The organism is Thalassobacillus cyri (genome assembly GCF_900107755.1).
GTDB lineage: Bacteria > Bacillota > Bacilli > Bacillales > Halobacillaceae > Thalassobacillus > Thalassobacillus cyri.
On record NZ_FNQR01000002.1, the window covers coordinates 37,771 to 55,512 of the forward strand.

The following is a 17,742-nucleotide window of genomic DNA, read 5'->3' on the forward strand; positions in this document are numbered from 1 at the left end:
GGATGATTTGCCGCCAATAGCTGATCGTGTCACTAGTTTACCTCCATATTTATTCTCTATCTTTCAACAAAAGAAAAAGGAGCTGGAAGCCAGAGGAGTCGACGTGATTGATTTAGGCATCGGTGCCCCAGACTTGCCGACCCCTTCTTTCATTATCAACAGGCTGGTTGCCGAAGTGCAGAAACCGGACAACCATATCTACTCCTCCTACAATGGGTGCAAAGAATTCCGGCAAGCTGTCGCAGATTTTTATAAAAAAACCTATCATGTCGAGCTGGATCCTGACACAGAGGTGCTTGCGTTAATTGGTTCAAAAGAAGGCATTGCCCATATGGCCATGACAGTATTGAACCCAGGTGACACAGCCCTTATTCCAGACCCCGGCTATCCTGTTTATCGTTCTGCCGTCCATTTAGCAGGCGGTAAACCGGCTTATCTGCCGCTTGATGCTAATAATGGCTACCAGCCTGAATTCCATAAGGTTCCAGCAGATGTTAGGGATGCTGCCTCTGTCATGTTTTTGAACTACCCCAGCAACCCGACAGCAGCAACTGTTGATGTGTCGACATTTGACCAGGCGATCGATTTTGCCAGGAAACATAAATTGGCCTTCCTTCATGATGCGGCTTACAGCGCTGTGACCTTCGATGGTTATCAGGCACCGAGTGTACTGCAAAGCCGCGGAGCCAAAGAGGTAGCAGTAGAATTCGGTTCCTTATCAAAAAGCTTTAATATGACAGGCTGGCGAATCGGCTATGTTGTCGGTAACAAAGAGTTAGTCAAGGCCCTATCCATTGTAAAAAGCAATACCGACACCAGTCAGTTCCTGCCGATTCAAAAAGCTGGAGCGACTGCACTGCGCAGTGACTTCTCCGCTGTAAAAGAGAATGTCTCTATTTATGAAAAACGGATGACGATTATGCTGGATGCATTACGAAATATTGGGATTGAGGTGTCCAAACCTAAAGGAACATTTTTCATCTGGGCACCAGTTCCAGAGGGTTTCACCTCTGCCAGCTTTGTAGAAAAGGTGCTGGAAGAAGCAGGAGTCATCCTTACACCTGGAATCGCCTTCGGGCCTTCAGGAGATAATTATTTCCGGATTTCGTTATCCGTAGATACTAAACGGCTGCAGGAAGCAGCCGACCGAATGAAAGTATGGAATCCCAAGGAGAGTTGATCCATGAAATCATCAAACCAATCAGCTTTGATGACTGGTGCCAAAGGGGTTGTCACCTGTTTAAAAATTGAAGGAATCACTAAGGTGTTTTGTGTACCTGGTGAAAGTTATCTGCCTGTGTTAGATGAGATTTATGAAGAGCCGAGCATGGATTTGATTTCCGCGCGCCATGAAGGTGGCGCTTCCTTCATGGCGGAAGGATATGCCAAAGCCAGTGGCAAGCCAGGGGTCGTCATGGCGACACGTGGCGTTGGGGCAGCCAATTTATCCATAGGTGTGCATACTGCTTACCAGGATTCCACCCCCATGGTTGTGTTTTTAGGCCAAGTAGACAGCAAATTTTTAGGAAGAGAAGGTTTCCAGGAAGTCGATCTTGTCCAATTCTTTCAGCCTATCACCAAATGGGCTGTTGAAATTACTCATGCTGAACGGGTACCGGAGCTGATCCAACGAGCTTTCCGTATTGCTCAAACAGGAAGACCCGGTCCTGTCGTCGTGTCTCTCCCAGAAGACATGCTGCGGACAAAGCAAAATATGCAGTTCGGGCCTCCTGTCATGAAACCGGCACCGGCTCCTTCCCCAAAAGAAATCGATGCCCTTATGGACCAACTTCAGCAGTCTAAAAAGCCTCTGATCATCGCCGGAGGAGGAGTGAAACATGCGAAAGCAGAAGAAAAACTGCTGGCGTTTGCTGAAAAAAACCAGCTTCCTGTCTTATCTGCTTTTCGCAGACAGGATGTATTTCCTAATGACCACCCTTTGTATGTAGGTCACCTCGGTTTAGGGACAAACCCTAAGGTTTTGGAAACGGTCAGACAAGCAGACGTGATCATGGCATTGGGAACGCGTCTATCAGAAGTGACGACACAGGATTATTCCATTATTTCACCCGCTCAGACATTGATTCATATCGATATTACGCCTTCCGTTCTAGGTAAATCATTTGCTCCTGACCTTGGTATTGTAGCTGACTTGAAGCAAGCTTTGCATGCCTTATTACCACAACAAAAAACGAACCCTGGCTGGGGAGACTGGATACGGGAACGAAGACAGTGCTACGAAACTGCTTCTCAAATGAAAATAGATCACAGCACCACGATCACGAACAATCAGGTAATTTCCTGTATGCAGGAGCTGCTGCCCGCGAATACGGTCATCACGAATGATGCCGGAAACTTCGCAGGCTGGCTCCACTCCTACTATCAATTCAAGCATAAACAAACCTATGTCGGACCGACTTCCGGTGCAATGGGATATGGCATGCCTGCAGCATTAGGTGTCAAGCTCGCCTGCCCGGAAAAAACGGTCGTGTCCTTATCAGGAGATGGCGGTTTCATGATGACGATACAGGAACTGGAAACGGCAGTGCGTTATAACATTCCCATCATCAGTATTGTGTTCAACAACCGGATGTATGGCACGATTCGGATGCATCAGGAAATCCATTTTCCCCGGCGAGTATCTGGAACTGAGTTAGGCTCCGTGCAATTTTCCCAGATAGCCAAAAGCATAGAAGCCGATGGTTTTTTTGTGAATAGTCTCGAGGATTTTAAATATGTCTTAAGTAAGGCGGTTAAAAATGACCGCCCTACTGTCATTGAAGTGCCGATGGATCAGAATCAAATTTCAGCTAAGCGGACAATCGAAGATTTAAGAAAACACTAAACCAGATAATTTTTTATAGGGAGGGTGTCGATCATGGTCGATATCGAGAAAAAGCTGGTCAATTATATTGATGGGGAATGGGTGCTTCCGGACAGAAACAATTATACGGCTGTTGTGAACCCGGCGACAGGACAAACCATTACGAAAGTGCCGTTATCTTCGGATAATGATGTAAAAGCAGCAGTTAAATCGGCTAAAAAAGCACAAAAAAGATGGGCACTGATACCTGCTCCACAACGGGCAGAGCTGTTATACCGCGTTGGAAGCATGATGAAAGAAAGAAAAGAACACCTGGCCAAACTTTTGACGATGGAAAACGGTAAGGTGCTGGAAGAAGCACGAGGCGAAGTCCAGGAAGGCATCGATATGGCGTTTTATATGGCTGGCGAAGGACGGCGCCTATTCGGACAGACTACCCCATCCGAACTGAAAAACAAATTTGCGATGAGTGTCCGGGCTCCAGTGGGTGTTGTCGGTATTATCACACCCTGGAATTTTCCAATTGCCATCGCGACGTGGAAATCATTCCCGGCGATTGTAGCGGGAAATGCGGTCATCTGGAAACCAGCTACCGAAACACCAATCATGGCCTATGAGCTTGCCAAAATCTTTGAAGAAGCCGGACTGCCGAATGGTGTATTGAATGTCGTGTTCGGTTCTGGATCGGATGTTGGAGAAGCGATGGTAGCTGATGATGATATCCGTGTCATTTCTTTTACCGGATCAAATGAAACCGGGCGTAATATCGCTGGTAAATGCGGAATGAAATTGAAGAAGGTCTCTTTGGAAATGGGTGGGAAAAATGCGGTCATCGTTATGGATGATGCTGATCTGTCGTTAGCTGTCGAAGGGATATTATGGAGTGCTTTCGGGACTAGCGGGCAACGTTGTACCGCATGCAGCCGGGTGATTGTCCATAAAGATGTGAAAGAAGAACTGACAGAGCGTCTTCTGACAGAAATGGAAAAACTTACGATCGGAAATGGACTGGATGAATCAATCAAGGTCGGCCCTATTATCAATCAGGGTGCATTGGAGAAAATCGACCGCTATGTACAAATTGGGAGACAAGAAGGAGCTATGCTGCTGGCTGGTGGATATACGCTCCATGACGAAAAAGACAATAATGGCTATTATTATGCTCCTACCCTATTTACCGATGTCGATCGGACGATGCGGATTGCCAAAGAGGAAATCTTCGGTCCTGTCGTATCCTTGATTGAAGTAGATAGCTTAGAAGAAGCCATTGAAATCAATAATGAAGTAAGCTACGGATTATCGAGCTCAATTTTTACCCAGAACGTCAACCAGGTATTCGCAGCCCAGCGCGATTTAGATACAGGAATCGTCTACGTCAACGCAGGAACAATTGGTGCTGAAATCCACCTCCCATTCGGGGGGACAAAAGGAACTGGAAACGGTCACCGGGATTCAGGATTAGCAGCACTTGATGTATTCACAGAATGGAAAAGCGTGTATGTCGATTTCAGCGGAAAATTACAGCGTGCTCAGATCGATATAGAAGCATAGAGGATTTTTCTAGCATGTGAAGGAGGTTTTTCAATGAAAGTAGCTGTATTAGGTTCTGGTTTGATGGGAAAGGAAGCCGCCCGTGACTTAGTGCAAAGTCCGGGCGTCACCAAAGTAGCGCTTGCTGATGTCGACTATCAGAAAGCAAAGCAAGCATGCAGACAATTGAACAGTCCATTACTTGGAGCTGCCCAGCTTGACGCCAGCAATGAAACAGAACTAGGGAACTTCATTCGTGATTATGACGTGGTAATCAATGCACTTTTTTATTCCTTTAATGAAATTGTAGCTAAAAAAGCGATTGAAGCCGGTGTCCATTCTGTCGATTTGGGAGGCCATATCGGCCATATGACGGACCGAGTCTTACAACTGAGAGATCAGGCAAAAGCTGCCGGTGTAACCTTAATCCCGGACTTAGGCGTAGCACCTGGCATGATAAATATTTTGTCAGGTTATGGAGTAAGTAAGCTGGATCAGGCAAAGTCGATCAGGCTATACGTCGGAGGTATCCCTGTCCAAGCCGAGCCTCCATTTGAATATAATCATGTATTTTCGATGGAAGGTGTCTTCGATCATTATACCGACCCTGCTTTGATTATTCGTAATGGCATGAAACAGGAAATCCCTTCTTTATCAGAAATCGAGAGAATTTATTTTGAAAAATTCGGACCATTAGAAGCCTTTCATACCGCCGGGGGTACATCGACATTATCTTATTCTTACCCATACTTAGATACCTTAGAATATAAAACCATCCGCTACCCTGGTCATGCAGAAAAATTCGGTCTGCTGGTAGACTTAAACCTGACAAAGAATGATTATTATGTCGATGTCAACGGCAATGATGTCAGCCCAAGAGAAGTCTTATTAAAGGTATTGGATCCTATCGTCGACTTGAAAGACAAAGATGACGCCGTCCTTTTACGTGTACTTGTTTCTGGCGATAAAAAAGGCCGATCCACTACCTACTCTTATGAAATGACGACGTTCAAAGACCGTAAAAACAATGTAACTGCTATGGCTCGAGCTACAGCTAATTCGATATCCGTTGTCGCTCAAATGCTTGGAAAAGGTATCATTGAAAAGCGCGGGGTCTATCCTCCAGAACAAATCGTCCCGGGAAATATTTATATAGATGAGATGGCAAAACGTGGTGTAAACATACTGGAAAAGAAGTATGTGGAGGACGCACAATAATACAACATTAACAAGCAGCCAATCACCTATCCAGGTGGTTCGGCTGCTTTTAAAGTTGATGGCTGTGTGTACATATCCATGTTGGTTTTACAGTCAAGCCCCTTTACATTGATAAAATTTTTTTCTAAATGGCAGTCACATCATTTTATTCGACAAAAACCCTGTATATCAGACAATTCAACTAAACATTGCCTGAATTTTACTGGATATCCCTTCTGTTTAGTAAACAAAAAACCTCCGGTAAATACGGAGGTTTTTCAGCTTTCAGTTTTCAATTCCCATGGATATATATTTCAACTCCACGTATTCATGGATGCCATGGTGCCCACCCTCTTTACCTATGCCTGATTGTTTGATACCACCAAAAGGTGCTTCTGCTACGGCAGGAAATACATCATTAATGCCGATGATCCCATAGTCCAGCTTTTCAGCGACCCGGACAGATCTATCCAGATTTTTCGTGAAAAAGTAAGCAGCCAGGCCATATTCGCTGTCATTGGCAGCTCTAATGGCTTCTTCTTCACTTGTAAATGACTGAAGCGGTAATATTGGCCCGAATGTTTCTTCTTTCATGACTAGCATATCGTTCCTGACATCAGAAAGAACGGTCGGCAAATAATAATGTCCCTTGTCTGTACCTTCCCAAATGTTGCCGCCACATGCGACCTCGGCTCCTTTTGCAACCGCATCCTTTACTTGCTCGTGCACTTTTTCGGTAGCTCCTTCATTGATCAATGGCCCCATATCTACATCGTCGCCCAGACCGTCGCCAAGCCTCATTGCTTCGACCTTTTCGACCAGTACTTTTTTAAAATTATCCCAGATTTTGTCTTCTACATAAACCCGGTTTGCGCAAATACATGTCTGGCCACTGTTCCGGAACTTGCTTGCTAACGTCATTTCAGCAGCCTTCTCTAGGTCAGCGTCAGCAAAAATGATGATTGGAGCATGCCCGCCAAGCTCCAGAGACAACTTTTTTACCTGGTCGGCACTTTCACGCATTAAATGCTTTCCAACTTCTGTAGAACCAGTGAATGTAATCAACCGGACAGCTTCATGGTGCAATAAAGCATCCCCTATTTTGGCAGAGTTCCCGGTCACCAGATTAACCACACCATCGGGCACTCCTGCTTTTTCCAGAATTTTAACGATCTCGATCGCTGTCAATGGTGTTTCAGAAGCCGGCTTCAATACAACGGTGCAGCCCGCTGCCAAAGCAGGAGCAACTTTCCGGGTAATCATCGATGCCGGAAAATTCCATGGGGTAATAGCACCCACAACTCCGACAGGCTGTGGAATGACAGACAGTCGTTTCGATTCGATGGATGATGGAATCCATTCTCCATATAGGCGATTCGCTTCTTCTGCATACCATAATAAGAAACTGGCAGCTGATTTGATTTCTCCCTTCGCTTCCCGCAAGGGCTTTCCTTGTTCCATTGTAAGGACTGCCGCTATGCGCTCAGCATTTTCTTCCATCAATTGATAGGCCCGGTATAGGATATTGGAGCGTTTTCTGGGTGATAGTGACGCCCATCCTTCCTTGGCTTCACCGGCAGCTTCAATAGCATTCTTTGTATCAACCTCATCACCATAAGATACATGGGTAAGGATATCCCAGGTCGCTGGATTGCGTACGGGGGTTTTTTTCCGTGAAGAAGCGCTTTTCCACCTGCCATTGATATAAATACTAGGCACATAATTATCAAAAGTGATCAATCTATAACCTCCTATTGTTCATCTGGTTCATAAGGCCAGGCTGGCAACATATGATCCAAAGGCTTATCCTTCCGGTAACCGAGCACATATTGGGCTTGCATGATCGTATGGATTTCCCTGGTTCCTTCATAGATTACCGGTGCTTTCGAATTTCGCAGATGACGTTCAACTGGATATTCATTCGAATAACCATAAGCACCGTGAACTTGCACCGCATCATCTGCAGCTCTATTGGCAAAATCACAGGCTTGCCATTTGGCAAGAGACGTTTCCCTAGTATTTCGCTTCCCTTGATTTTTCAACTCACCGGCCCGGTAAACGAGAAGCCGGCTCATCTGCAGGCCCGCTTCCATATTAGCGATCATTTGTTGTACTAATTGATGTTTTCCAATTTCATGGCCAAACGTTTTTCGTTCATGACAATAATCGACACTGGCCTCCATACAGGCCATAATCAATCCACATGCTCCAGCCGCGACTGTAAAACGGCCATTATCTAATGCGGACATGGCTATTTTGAACCCGTCTCCTTCTTTACCAAGCAAGTTTTCAGCAGGAACCTTCATATCTTCAAAGAAAAGTTCTCCTGTATTGCCTGCCCGTATTCCCAGCTTTCCTTTTGTAGCTTTCGAAGAAAAGCCCGGGGTGCTGCGTTCAACAATAAAAGCCGATATACCGTGATGCTTTTTACTTTTATCGGTATAGGCAAAAACAATAAAGTGATCGGCTGTATCGCATAGCGATATCCATGTTTTTTGCCCATTCAATACATAATGATCGCCCTTATTAACAGCCGTTGTTTGCAGTGCGGCTACATCAGACCCTGCCCCTGGTTCTGTCAGCCCGAATGCTCCTATTTTCTTGCCTTTTGCTTGTGAGACAAGGTACTTTTGTTTTTGCGCCTCGGTCCCCCATTGCAATAAAGTTAGACTATTCAGGCCGGTATGGACCGATACGGCGGTACGAAAAGCAGTATCCCCTCTTTCTAATTCTTCACAAACGATAGCGAGAGAATTATAGTCCATCCCACTTCCGCCATAAACCTCAGGAATACAAACCCCCATCAACCCTAAGTCCGCCAATTTGGTTAAAACGCCAGAATCGAAACGACCTTGCTCGTCCCACTCCTGCATATACGGGATGATTTCCTTATCAACGAACTGACGTGTCATTTTACGTAATAATTGCTGCTCTTCCGTAAAGTTAAAATTCATACGTTTATCCTCCAGTTTTTTTTACTCTTCACCCTCTAAAAACTCCTGTTGGTGCTCGCCTGCTTCAGGGGGATGATACCGATAGGAAACAGGTGTCCTGGACAGCTTCAATGGACTCCCGACAAGCTTTATCTCACCGGCTTTTGGATGGTGCATGGAAAAGAACATCTCCCTGGCAGCTAATTGGGGATCATTAGATAACACTTTTAAGTTTTGAATTGGCCCGCATGGTATGAGGGCTTTATCCAGCTTTCTTTTCCAATAGAAGGCTGGATGTTTTAGGAAGGCTGCTTGTAAGATATTTCTCAGTTCTTCCCGATTTTCAACACGAGCCGGGTTGGTGGAAAAACAATCATCCAAAGCTATTTCAGACAGTTGTAACAGATCGCATAATCGCTGGAATTGACGGTCATTCCCCACTGCCACTACCATTTCACCATCTGCCGTACGGAAGGTTTGGTAAGGAACAATATTGGCATGATTGTTGCCCAAACGCTTTGGTATTTTTCCCGACATCAAGTAATTACCGGCGATATTGACCAGGGAACTGACGGCTGTGTCATATAAAGCAAGATCGACTTTTTGGCCTGTCCCAGACTGGTTTCTTTCTAATAAAGCAGCCTGGATGCCGATACAGGCATAAAGTCCGGTCAGCACATCGGTAATAGCTATCCCGACTTTTTGTGGTCCTGACGTCTCATCCCCAGTAATACTCATCAACCCACTCATCGCCTGGATGATAAAATCATATCCTGGAAGGTCTTTATAAGGGCCTGTCTCTCCGAATCCCGTTATCCCACAATAGACAAGTCTGGGATTTATATCTTTCAAAGCATCGTATCCTAGTCCCAGCCGCTCCATCGTCCCCGCTTTGAAGTTATGGATGACCACATCAAAATCACGGACTAAGTCCATGATCTGTTTTTTTCCTTGTTCACTTTTCAAATTAATGGTGATGGATTTCTTATTGCGATTCGTACATAAATAATAGGCGCTGATACCCTCCTGGAAAGGTGGTCCCCACTTCCTTGTTTCATCACTGCCTCCCGGAGCTTCAACTTTCACAACCTCCGCCCCCAGATCCCCAAGAATCATCGTACAATAGGGTCCCGCCAGCACTCTCGAGAGATCGAGCACTTTAATACCAGATAGTGCGCTCTTCATTACTCCCAATCACCTCACTTCTTTAAAAGCTGTGTTTCCTATGACCATACGTTGTTTCAGGCGCTTACTTAATAGTTATGATTTTGCATCTCAGAACATGTCCAAAAAGAAACAAAGAAAACCTTTACTCTATAGCTTTTATCAAGAAAAGCATTAATGCTTTAAATTATTTATTTAAAAAAGGTTTAGATTTTTCAGATGATAGAGTATAATCAAAAATTAATTTATCAAAAGGAAGTGAGAGCATTGAAAACATTAGAGAAAGTAAGCAGCTTTGTCGGTAGTACATTCGCTGTCTGGGTGATCCTATTTGCAATCGTATCATTCCTTTATCCGCCAGCTTTCACCTGGATAGTTCCATACATCATGCCATTATTAGGCATTATCATGTTCGGTATGGGTTTGACACTTTCCATGAAAGATTTTAAGGAGGTCTTCAGACGGCCAAAAGACGTCGCCATAGGTGTAGGAGCACAGTTTTTGATCATGCCGGTTTTAGCATCTATCCTTGCTGCAGCTCTACCAGTTTCACCTCAGGTAGCCGCTGGAGTCATTCTCGTCGGTTGCTGTCCAGGAGGTACTTCTTCGAATGTGATGACCTATTTGTCAAAAGGAGATACGGCACTTTCTGTTGCCATTACATCTGTATCAACCCTGCTTGCGCCAGTTTTCACCCCATTGTTGGTATTGCTATTCGCCAGCAGATGGCTGCCTGTTTCTCCAGGAGCTCTATTCATGTCCATTGTAAAAATCGTATTAATCCCGATTATACTCGGCATTATTGTCAAAGCTATACTCGGTAATAAGGTTGAAGGCGGGTTAAAAGCATTTCCAGTGATCTCTGTTATTGCCATCGTGGCAATTGTTGCCGCAGTTGTTGGTGCTAACCAGCAGCAAATTGCAACTACAGGAGCACTTATCTTTGCGATCGTCGTCCTGCACAATGTGCTCGGTTATTTGATTGGCCTGGGGCTCGGAAAAATGATGGGAATGGAACCCGCGAAACAACGCGCTATCTCTATTGAAGTTGGCATGCAAAATTCTGGACTTGGTGCAACACTTGCAGCCGCTCATTTCAGTCCGTTAGCTGCAGTGCCAAGTGCAATCTTCAGCGTTTGGCATAATATTTCCGGTCCAATCATTGCAACGATTTACCGTAAGCAAAAAGAACGGGAGTCTGCAGTGTTGTCGCAAGAGAAATTCAGTGCCAGCTGATGGGAAGACAATGAGTACTTTCTAGTCCCATTGCACAACCTAAGTGCAACTCCACTTTAGGAAAGAGGTTAAACGATGCTGGAAGAACAATTGAGAGGGATGGAAGAGTATAATACTGCAATTCTTAATGAACAAATGTTAAGAGAGGTCCAGGACTTGGAACAAAAATTGAAAGCCTATACCAATGAACCAGTCATCCTTATTGCTTACACACATCGATGAATGATCGATATACTATGAAAAAAGCGCCGCATTCAACGTTGAATGCGGCGCTTTTCTATAGGGACGCCCCCGGCAGGATTCGAACCTGCGGCACACGGTTTAGGAAACCGATGCTCTATCCCCTGAGCTACGGGGGCATGATGTTTTTCAAGCACAAAGTATATTATACAAAAGATATCGTGATTTGAAAAGATTTCATGTTTCCTAATTCCATCAATACCTGTCCACTCCTGCTATTTGTGTGGTAAAATATAAGCTGTCTGTCTGAACGTATCGAATTATGTCTCTTATTGTTGGGTAAGGAGGAGAAGAGATGGGACAACTTCCTTTTGTTGCTGTAGAAGGGCCGATTGGAGTCGGAAAAACATCGCTGTCTAAAAAAATCGCCTCCCATTTTGATTTTCATTTATTACAGGAAATCGTAGAGGAGAATCCATTCTTAGGAAAGTTTTATGATGACATTGAAGAGTGGAGTTTTCAAACGGAAATGTTTTTTCTATGCAATCGGTTCAAACAGCTTGAAGATATAGAAACCAAATACTTACAGTATAACAAGCCCGTTGTGGCTGATTACCATATCACCAAGAATATGATTTTTGCACGACGTACCTTGCCGAGTCAAAAATTTGAAAAGTATACTCAAATTTATGATATTTTGACCCACGATATGCCACGTCCAAACATGATGGTTTATCTTGATGCGAGCCTTGATACCCTTCTTGAGCGAATTCGTATACGTAACCGCGGGGTAGAAGCGAATATTCAGCCTTCCTATCTGGAACAACTGTCCCGCGATTATGAAGAATTCATGAATCATTTTGAGATGACCCATCCTGAGATTCCAGTAATCCGCATCGATGGTGACAAACTGGACTTTGTCAAACATCAGGATGATCTTCGCTATATTCTCGACCAGGTCGAACATCACCTATATAAAGGAGAAGTTATTACATGAACGCAAGAGAACGTCACGGCATCCCTCATGATAGTGTCATCACAATCGCCGGCACTGTCGGTGTCGGAAAGTCGACGATGACCAATGCACTGGCTAACGCTTTGAATTTCCGTACTTCATTAGAAAAAGTGGAAACAAATCCTTACTTAGATAAATTCTATTATGACTTTGAACGTTGGAGCTTCCATCTGCAAATCTATTTTCTGGCCGAACGTTTTAAAGAGCAGAAAAAGATTTTCGAATATGGCGGCGGGTTCATTCAGGACCGTTCCATCTACGAGGATACGGGTATTTTCGCTCGTATGCATTATGAAAAAGGGACAATGTCTGAAACCGATTATGAAACGTACACCAATCTATTTGATGCCATGGTAATGACACCTTATTTTCCTCACCCGGATTTATTGATTTATTTAGAAGGTTCTTTTGAAGACATCTTAGAACGCATTCAAGATCGTGGCCGTCCGATGGAACAGCAGACACCGGTTTCTTACTGGGAAGAAATGTTCCAGCGTTATGAAAGTTGGATTGATAATTTCAATTCCTGCCCGATCCTACGGTTGAATATTGCGGACTACGATGTCATCAATGATGAAAACAGCATCGAGCCTGTCTTAGAAAAGATCGGCCATTTCATCAATCAGTCACGCAAATGGCGGTCCAGCCGTTTACTGACAAAATAACTACAGAAAGCCCCTCGAGGGCTTTCTTTTTTTTGTTGGAAGAAAGAAAAAAGCCGCTGCCCAGGGGCAACGACTTTTTATATAATCTCCAAATTTTATGCGCTTTGTTTGTAAGAAATGGCGGAGGAGGAGGGATTCGAACCCCCGCGGGGCGTAAACCCCCTGGCGGTTTTCAAGACCGCTCCCTTCAGCCGGACTTGGGTACTCCTCCGTCTTGTCCAACAAATAAAAATATATCATGCCCCTCCTCCTACTGTCAACGCAAAACCCAAAAGATTAAATTTTGTGATAATTAAGCCATGAAGGTTATGTCTTTTATAGAAAAAGCAGGCAGGAAAACAACTCGCTTTCCGCGGAAAGGGGACCATGTCTTCCTTTTCGAAAAGTATCCTTTTTGTTATTAAAAACGAGCCTGAAACAATCTCAGGCTCGTTTTTGTCACTTTATTTGATGACTTCTTTGCCGCCCATATATGGACGTAGTACTTCGGGAATGACAATCGTTCCATCTTCCTGCTGGTAATTTTCTAAAATAGCTGAAACAGTCCGTCCGATTGCCAGCCCGGAGCCATTCAAGGTATGAACGAATTCCGGTTTTCCTTTTGCATCGCGCCGGAAACGAATACCTGCACGACGAGCCTGGAAGTCTTCAAAGTTAGAGCAAGAGCTGATTTCACGATAGGTGTTATAGCTTGGCAGCCAAACTTCGATGTCATATTTCTTAGCCGCTGTGAAGCCAAGATCTCCTGTACACATGCTCATGACACGGTATGGAAGCTTCAATAACTGCAGTACTTTTTCTGCATTGGCTGTGAGCTCTTCTAAAACCTCATAAGACTCTTCCGGTTTACAGAACTGGACAAGCTCCACTTTATTGAATTGATGCTGACGGATCAAACCGCGTGTATCACGCCCGGCAGATCCTGCCTCAGAACGGAAAGAAGCACTGAAAGCTACATATTTTTTTGGCAGGGATTCTGCATCCAGAATTTCTTCCCGATGGTAGTTCGTCACTGGTACTTCTGCTGTTGGTACGAGGAAGTAATCCCAGTCAGCGATACGGAATGCATCTTCTTCGAATTTAGGCAGCTGGCCGGTACCTGTCATCGCTGTACGGTTGACCATATATGGTGGCAGCATTTCCTCGTAGCCATGTTCATCTGCATGAAGATCCATCATGAAGTTGAGCAACGCACGCTCGAGCCGTGCGCCAAGACCTTTATAAAATACGAACCGGCTTCCTGTTGTCTTAGAAGCACGTTCAAAATCCAGGATATCAAGCTCGGTGGCGAGGTCCCAATGCGGCTTGGCTTCGAAGCCAAAGTCAAGCTGTTCGCCCCATTTTCTTGCTTCGATATTGTCGTCTTCATCTTCCCCGACTGGCACGCTCTCATGCGGAATGTTTGGGATAGACATTAGCATTGTTTCCAGCTGTTCTTCCACTTCTTTTAGTTCATTGTCGAGTTCCTTGACTCTGTCTCCCACTTCCCGCATTTCTTTGATCATGGGCTCGGCATCTTTCTTTTCACGCTTCAACACAGAGATTTCTTTAGAAACTTCATTACGTTTCGCTTTTAGTTCTTCCGTTTCTGCAATCAACTCACGACGGCGGCTGTCGAGATCACCGAACTTATCAAGATCAGATAAATCTTCCCCTCGATTTTTCAGCTTGCTTTTTACTTCTTCGAAATTGCTGCGTAAGTATTTCATGTCCAACATGGCAGTTTCCTCCTCATTTGTTAGTTTTATCAATTAAAAAAACTCTCATCCCTATAAATATAGGGACGAGAGCTTGTATTCCCGCGATACCACCCTGATTGGAAGCAAACATGCCTCCCGGCTCATCTTCTATAACGGCGAATCACCGGATTTGCTTACTGATCATTTCAGCAAATCAGCTCAAGGATGGATTCACAAGCCCTTCACATCAGTTCTCAGCCACCACTGACTCTCTTAAGAAAAGGTTTCTTGTTACTGGTTCCTGTCATCGCTTTGGAAATAGCTTTGTTGTTTATAAAGAATAGCGGATTTCATCTTAGGATGCAAGTGTCTTTTTGGAATTTTCGACCATTCCGACGAAATGAGCAGTCAAACGATGGTCATCCGTCAATTCCGGGTGGAAAGCACACGCTAAAAACTGCCCTTGCTGTGCTAAGACTATTTTATCGTTATAAGTAGCGAGGACATCAACGCCCGCCCCTACTTCCAAAATGTAAGGAGCACGGATGAATACGGCATTGTACCCTTCTGCTATACCCTTCATGTCCAAATCGGCTTCAAAGCTTTCCCGCTGGCGGCCAAATGCATTACGTTCCACTTTGATATCCATCAATCCAAGGTGGACATTATCTGAACCCGCGATTTCAGAAGCAAGCAAAATCATTCCGGCACAGGTGCCAAAAATCGGTTTTCCTTGCTTTCCGAACTGACGCAAAGGCTCCAGAAAGTCATATTTATCAATCAGGCGGCGCATCGTTGTACTTTCCCCGCCTGGGATAATTAAACCGTCCAAATCGTCCAGTTGTTCTACACGCTTTACAATGATGCCTTTAGCACCAGAAGCTTCAACAGATCGGACATGTTCACGGAATGCTCCTTGAAGTCCTAATACACCGATTTTAATCATGCTGCATGTCTCCTTTTTATTCGCTGCGGTCGGCCATGCGGTCTGCTGGAGTCAATGTGGACATTTCAATACCAGCCATCGCTGTACCTAAATCTTTAGAAAGTTCGCCAATCAATTTATAGTCATCATAATGAGTGGTCGCTTCAACAATCGCACGAGCGAATTTTGCAGGGTTGTCCGATTTAAAGATACCAGATCCGACAAATACTCCATCTGCTCCTAATTGCATCATTAAAGCTGCATCAGAAGGAGTTGCAACTCCGCCTGCTGCAAAGTTTACGACTGGAAGACGTCCTTCTTCACGAATTTGCATTAAAATTTCGAATGGAGCTCCATTTTCTTTAGCAAATACCATCACTTCGTCTTCAGACAACGCACGAAGCTGGCGGATTTGGGATTGTACTTTACGGATATGATTTACCGCTTCAACAACATTCCCTGTTCCTGGCTCCCCTTTCGTACGAAGCATTGAAGCTCCTTCTCCGATACGGCGGGTTGCTTCACCGAGATCACGGCACCCACATACGAAAGGCACGGTGAAATCTCTTTTATTGATATGGTAAATATCATCTGCTGGAGTCAACACTTCACTTTCATCGATATAGTCGACACCCATGGATTCTAGTACACGAGCTTCAACAATATGACCGATACGAGCTTTAGCCATTACTGGAATAGATACAGCATTCAATACTTCTTCCGTGATCGTCGGGTCTGCCATACGAGCGACTCCGCCTGCTGCACGGATATCAGATGGAACACGTTCCAGTGCCATTACTGCTACCGCTCCGGCTTCCTCTGCTATTTTTGCTTGTTCGGCATTGACGACGTCCATGATGACGCCACCTTTTTGCATCTCTGCCATCCCACGTTTTACTAAATCAGTACCTACTTTAGACATAATCATCTTCCTCCCATTTCTAGCATATATAATTAACTTCAACAAAAAGTTTAATTCAAGGACTATTTAATTATTATAACGTAACTCCACACAAATGCCTACACAGGTGAATCAATTTAGAACCAGCCTTTGACGGTATCGACTGCGCTATTGAAAATATCACCGAAAAAGTCACCGATAGCTCCAAGTGTCAGCATGAACCAGTTCGCTTTTTCAACTGCACCTGTTGCTACTAATGGAATACTTTTCTCATCCTGCTGTCCATCAAGAATGTTTCCATAAGAGTTTTCACCATTGTAAACGAGCTCGACAGTACCGACTTGCTCCCCCTTTTCAACAGGGGCGGTCAGCTTACCTTCATCGTTCAATTTATCTTCTGAGATAATATAGTTCAATTTATACTTGTCTTCTTCACCATTTTTTATCATAGCTTGTACTGCTTCGCCTGTTTCAATTCCTACCTGCTTTTCTTTCCCTTTAGCTACCGGAAGATCTGCTTTGTCATCTTTTTGATGACCAGCTGGATATAATTCTTGTTGTTCAAACTGTTGGAAGCCATAATCAAGTAAGCGTCGGGTTTCTTCAAATCTCGCTTCTTCACTGTCAGTTTTCATTACTACCGAAATCAAACGGCTTTTATCCCGTTCGGCTGTGCCAGTAAAGCAATAGCCTGCAAGGTCGGTATAGCCTGTTTTCATACCATCCATGCCTTTATATCCGTATTGAGAAAGATATCCAGGCATATTAGGCAGCATCCAGTTCCAGTTATGAATTTGCTGTCCATCAAATTCTGTTTCTGTAATACTTGAAATTTCCAAAGCTTCCGGGTAATCATTGACTAAATGATAAGCCAATAAGGCAGCGGCTCGCGCTGACATCAAATTGTTGGCATCCGGCTTTGTACCTTCTGGATGATTATCTCCTAAACTACTATTAGGAAGACCAGTGGAGTTGACAAACTGATAGTCTTTCAATCCCATTTCTTCAGCTTTTTTATTCATCATTTTTACGAACTCGCCTTCAGAACCGGCAATTAGTTCTGCCAGAGCGATTGTTGTCGCATTATCTGAATTGATGGCCATCGCTTCATACAGTTCACGGACCGTATAATCTTTATTCTGCTTCAAACCTACCCCTGAGAAAGTGGAATCAGCAGAAATACTGTATGGATAATCACTGATGCGGGTAGTTGTCTCCCACGTAATGTCGCCTTCTTCTATCGCTTCGAATACCAGGTATTCTGTCATCATTTTTGTCATACTGGCGGGTGGCAAAGCCAAATCTGCTTCTTTTTCGAATAGGACTTGTCCGCTGTTTCCGTCTACTAGAATAGCAGATTCCGCCTCAATATCGATTTGAGCGTATGTAGTGCCAGGTTGTACAAACCCAATTAAGGTTATCACTGCTGCCATCACTACCAGCCATGATGTTTTAAACTTTTGTTTCAACTTACTCGACCTCCACGGTATAAA

At 44.3% G+C, this 17,742-nt stretch carries 15 protein-coding genes, 2 tRNA genes and 1 other annotated feature; of the genes, 8 read left to right on the forward strand and 9 right to left on the reverse strand.

Going from position 1 to position 17,742, the window contains the following annotated elements; genetic code table 11:
• Positions 1-7 precede the first annotated feature (7 nt).
• From BLV00_RS02490 to BLV00_RS02505, 4 genes are read left to right on the forward strand one after another with little or no spacing between them, the layout of a single operon-like run.
• The gene (locus BLV00_RS02490) at positions 8-1,180 is read left to right on the forward strand and encodes an LL-diaminopimelate aminotransferase (protein ID WP_093042091.1); all 1,173 of its coding nucleotides are present in this window, start codon (positions 8-10) and stop codon (positions 1,178-1,180) included.
• 3 nt (positions 1,181-1,183) lie between these two features.
• Positions 1,184-2,845, forward strand: a complete 1,662-nt coding sequence (locus BLV00_RS02495) for a thiamine pyrophosphate-binding protein (protein WP_093042093.1) — start codon at positions 1,184-1,186, stop codon at positions 2,843-2,845.
• Between the two features lie 33 nt (positions 2,846-2,878).
• On the forward strand, positions 2,879-4,375 hold the full coding sequence (locus BLV00_RS02500) for an aldehyde dehydrogenase family protein (RefSeq protein ID WP_093042095.1): 1,497 nt from the start codon (positions 2,879-2,881) through the stop codon (positions 4,373-4,375).
• Positions 4,376-4,408: 33 nt separating this feature from the next.
• The gene (locus BLV00_RS02505; protein WP_093042097.1) at positions 4,409-5,572 is read left to right on the forward strand and encodes a saccharopine dehydrogenase family protein; all 1,164 of its coding nucleotides are present in this window, start codon (positions 4,409-4,411) and stop codon (positions 5,570-5,572) included.
• A 264-nt stretch (positions 5,573-5,836) separates the two neighbouring features.
• Here BLV00_RS02505 and BLV00_RS02510 read toward each other — a convergent pair whose 3' ends face one another.
• From BLV00_RS02510 to BLV00_RS02520, 3 genes are read right to left on the reverse strand one after another with little or no spacing between them, the layout of a single operon-like run.
• On the reverse strand, positions 5,837-7,291 hold the full coding sequence (locus tag BLV00_RS02510) for an NAD-dependent succinate-semialdehyde dehydrogenase (RefSeq protein ID WP_093042099.1): 1,455 nt from the start codon (positions 7,289-7,291) through the stop codon (positions 5,837-5,839).
• 11 nt (positions 7,292-7,302) lie between these two features.
• Positions 7,303-8,505, reverse strand: coding sequence for an acyl-CoA dehydrogenase family protein (locus tag BLV00_RS02515; protein ID WP_093042101.1), 1,203 nt, complete (start codon positions 8,503-8,505; stop codon positions 7,303-7,305).
• Between the two features lie 21 nt (positions 8,506-8,526).
• Entirely contained in the window at positions 8,527-9,669 is a 1,143-nt protein-coding gene (locus BLV00_RS02520) for a CaiB/BaiF CoA transferase family protein (RefSeq protein ID WP_093042103.1), read from the reverse strand.
• A 246-nt stretch (positions 9,670-9,915) separates the two neighbouring features.
• On the opposite strand from BLV00_RS02520, the gene BLV00_RS02525 reads away from it, so the two are divergent.
• The gene (locus BLV00_RS02525; protein ID WP_093042105.1) at positions 9,916-10,884 is read left to right on the forward strand and encodes a bile acid:sodium symporter family protein; all 969 of its coding nucleotides are present in this window, start codon (positions 9,916-9,918) and stop codon (positions 10,882-10,884) included.
• 75 nt (positions 10,885-10,959) lie between these two features.
• Complete coding sequence (locus tag BLV00_RS21820) at positions 10,960-11,106, forward strand: hypothetical protein (protein ID WP_176791295.1); 147 nt, start codon at positions 10,960-10,962, stop codon at positions 11,104-11,106.
• A gap of 64 nt (positions 11,107-11,170) precedes the next feature.
• Here the strand turns inward: BLV00_RS21820 and BLV00_RS02530 are convergent.
• Positions 11,171-11,243 (reverse strand) — tRNA-Arg (locus tag BLV00_RS02530).
• Positions 11,244-11,419: 176 nt separating this feature from the next.
• Here BLV00_RS02530 and BLV00_RS02535 point away from each other — a divergent pair.
• Positions 11,420-12,061: a deoxynucleoside kinase gene (locus BLV00_RS02535; RefSeq protein WP_093042107.1), complete on the forward strand. Its 642-nt coding sequence runs from the start codon at positions 11,420-11,422 to the stop codon at positions 12,059-12,061.
• Entirely contained in the window at positions 12,058-12,744 is a 687-nt protein-coding gene (locus BLV00_RS02540; RefSeq protein ID WP_093042109.1) for a deoxynucleoside kinase, read from the forward strand. Before BLV00_RS02535 ends, BLV00_RS02540 begins: the two co-directional genes overlap by 4 nt.
• A gap of 118 nt (positions 12,745-12,862) precedes the next feature.
• Here the strand turns inward: BLV00_RS02540 and BLV00_RS02545 are convergent.
• The 5 genes from BLV00_RS02545 to BLV00_RS02565 all read right to left on the reverse strand — a co-directional run bounded on the left by BLV00_RS02545 (position 12,863) and on the right by BLV00_RS02565 (position 17,718).
• A tRNA-Ser gene (locus tag BLV00_RS02545) sits at positions 12,863-12,955 on the reverse strand.
• Positions 12,956-13,187: 232 nt separating this feature from the next.
• Complete coding sequence (serS, locus tag BLV00_RS02550) at positions 13,188-14,462, reverse strand: serine--tRNA ligase (RefSeq protein ID WP_093042111.1); 1,275 nt, start codon at positions 14,460-14,462, stop codon at positions 13,188-13,190.
• A 58-nt stretch (positions 14,463-14,520) separates the two neighbouring features.
• Positions 14,521-14,740: a binding site (T-box leader), on the reverse strand.
• A gap of 38 nt (positions 14,741-14,778) precedes the next feature.
• Entirely contained in the window at positions 14,779-15,369 is a 591-nt protein-coding gene (pdxT, locus tag BLV00_RS02555) for a pyridoxal 5'-phosphate synthase glutaminase subunit PdxT (RefSeq protein WP_093042113.1), read from the reverse strand.
• A gap of 16 nt (positions 15,370-15,385) precedes the next feature.
• Positions 15,386-16,270, reverse strand: a complete 885-nt coding sequence (pdxS, locus tag BLV00_RS02560) for a pyridoxal 5'-phosphate synthase lyase subunit PdxS (protein WP_176791298.1) — start codon at positions 16,268-16,270, stop codon at positions 15,386-15,388.
• A gap of 116 nt (positions 16,271-16,386) precedes the next feature.
• Positions 16,387-17,718, reverse strand: coding sequence for a D-alanyl-D-alanine carboxypeptidase family protein (locus tag BLV00_RS02565; protein WP_245728764.1), 1,332 nt, complete (start codon positions 17,716-17,718; stop codon positions 16,387-16,389).
• Positions 17,719-17,742 lie beyond the last annotated feature (24 nt).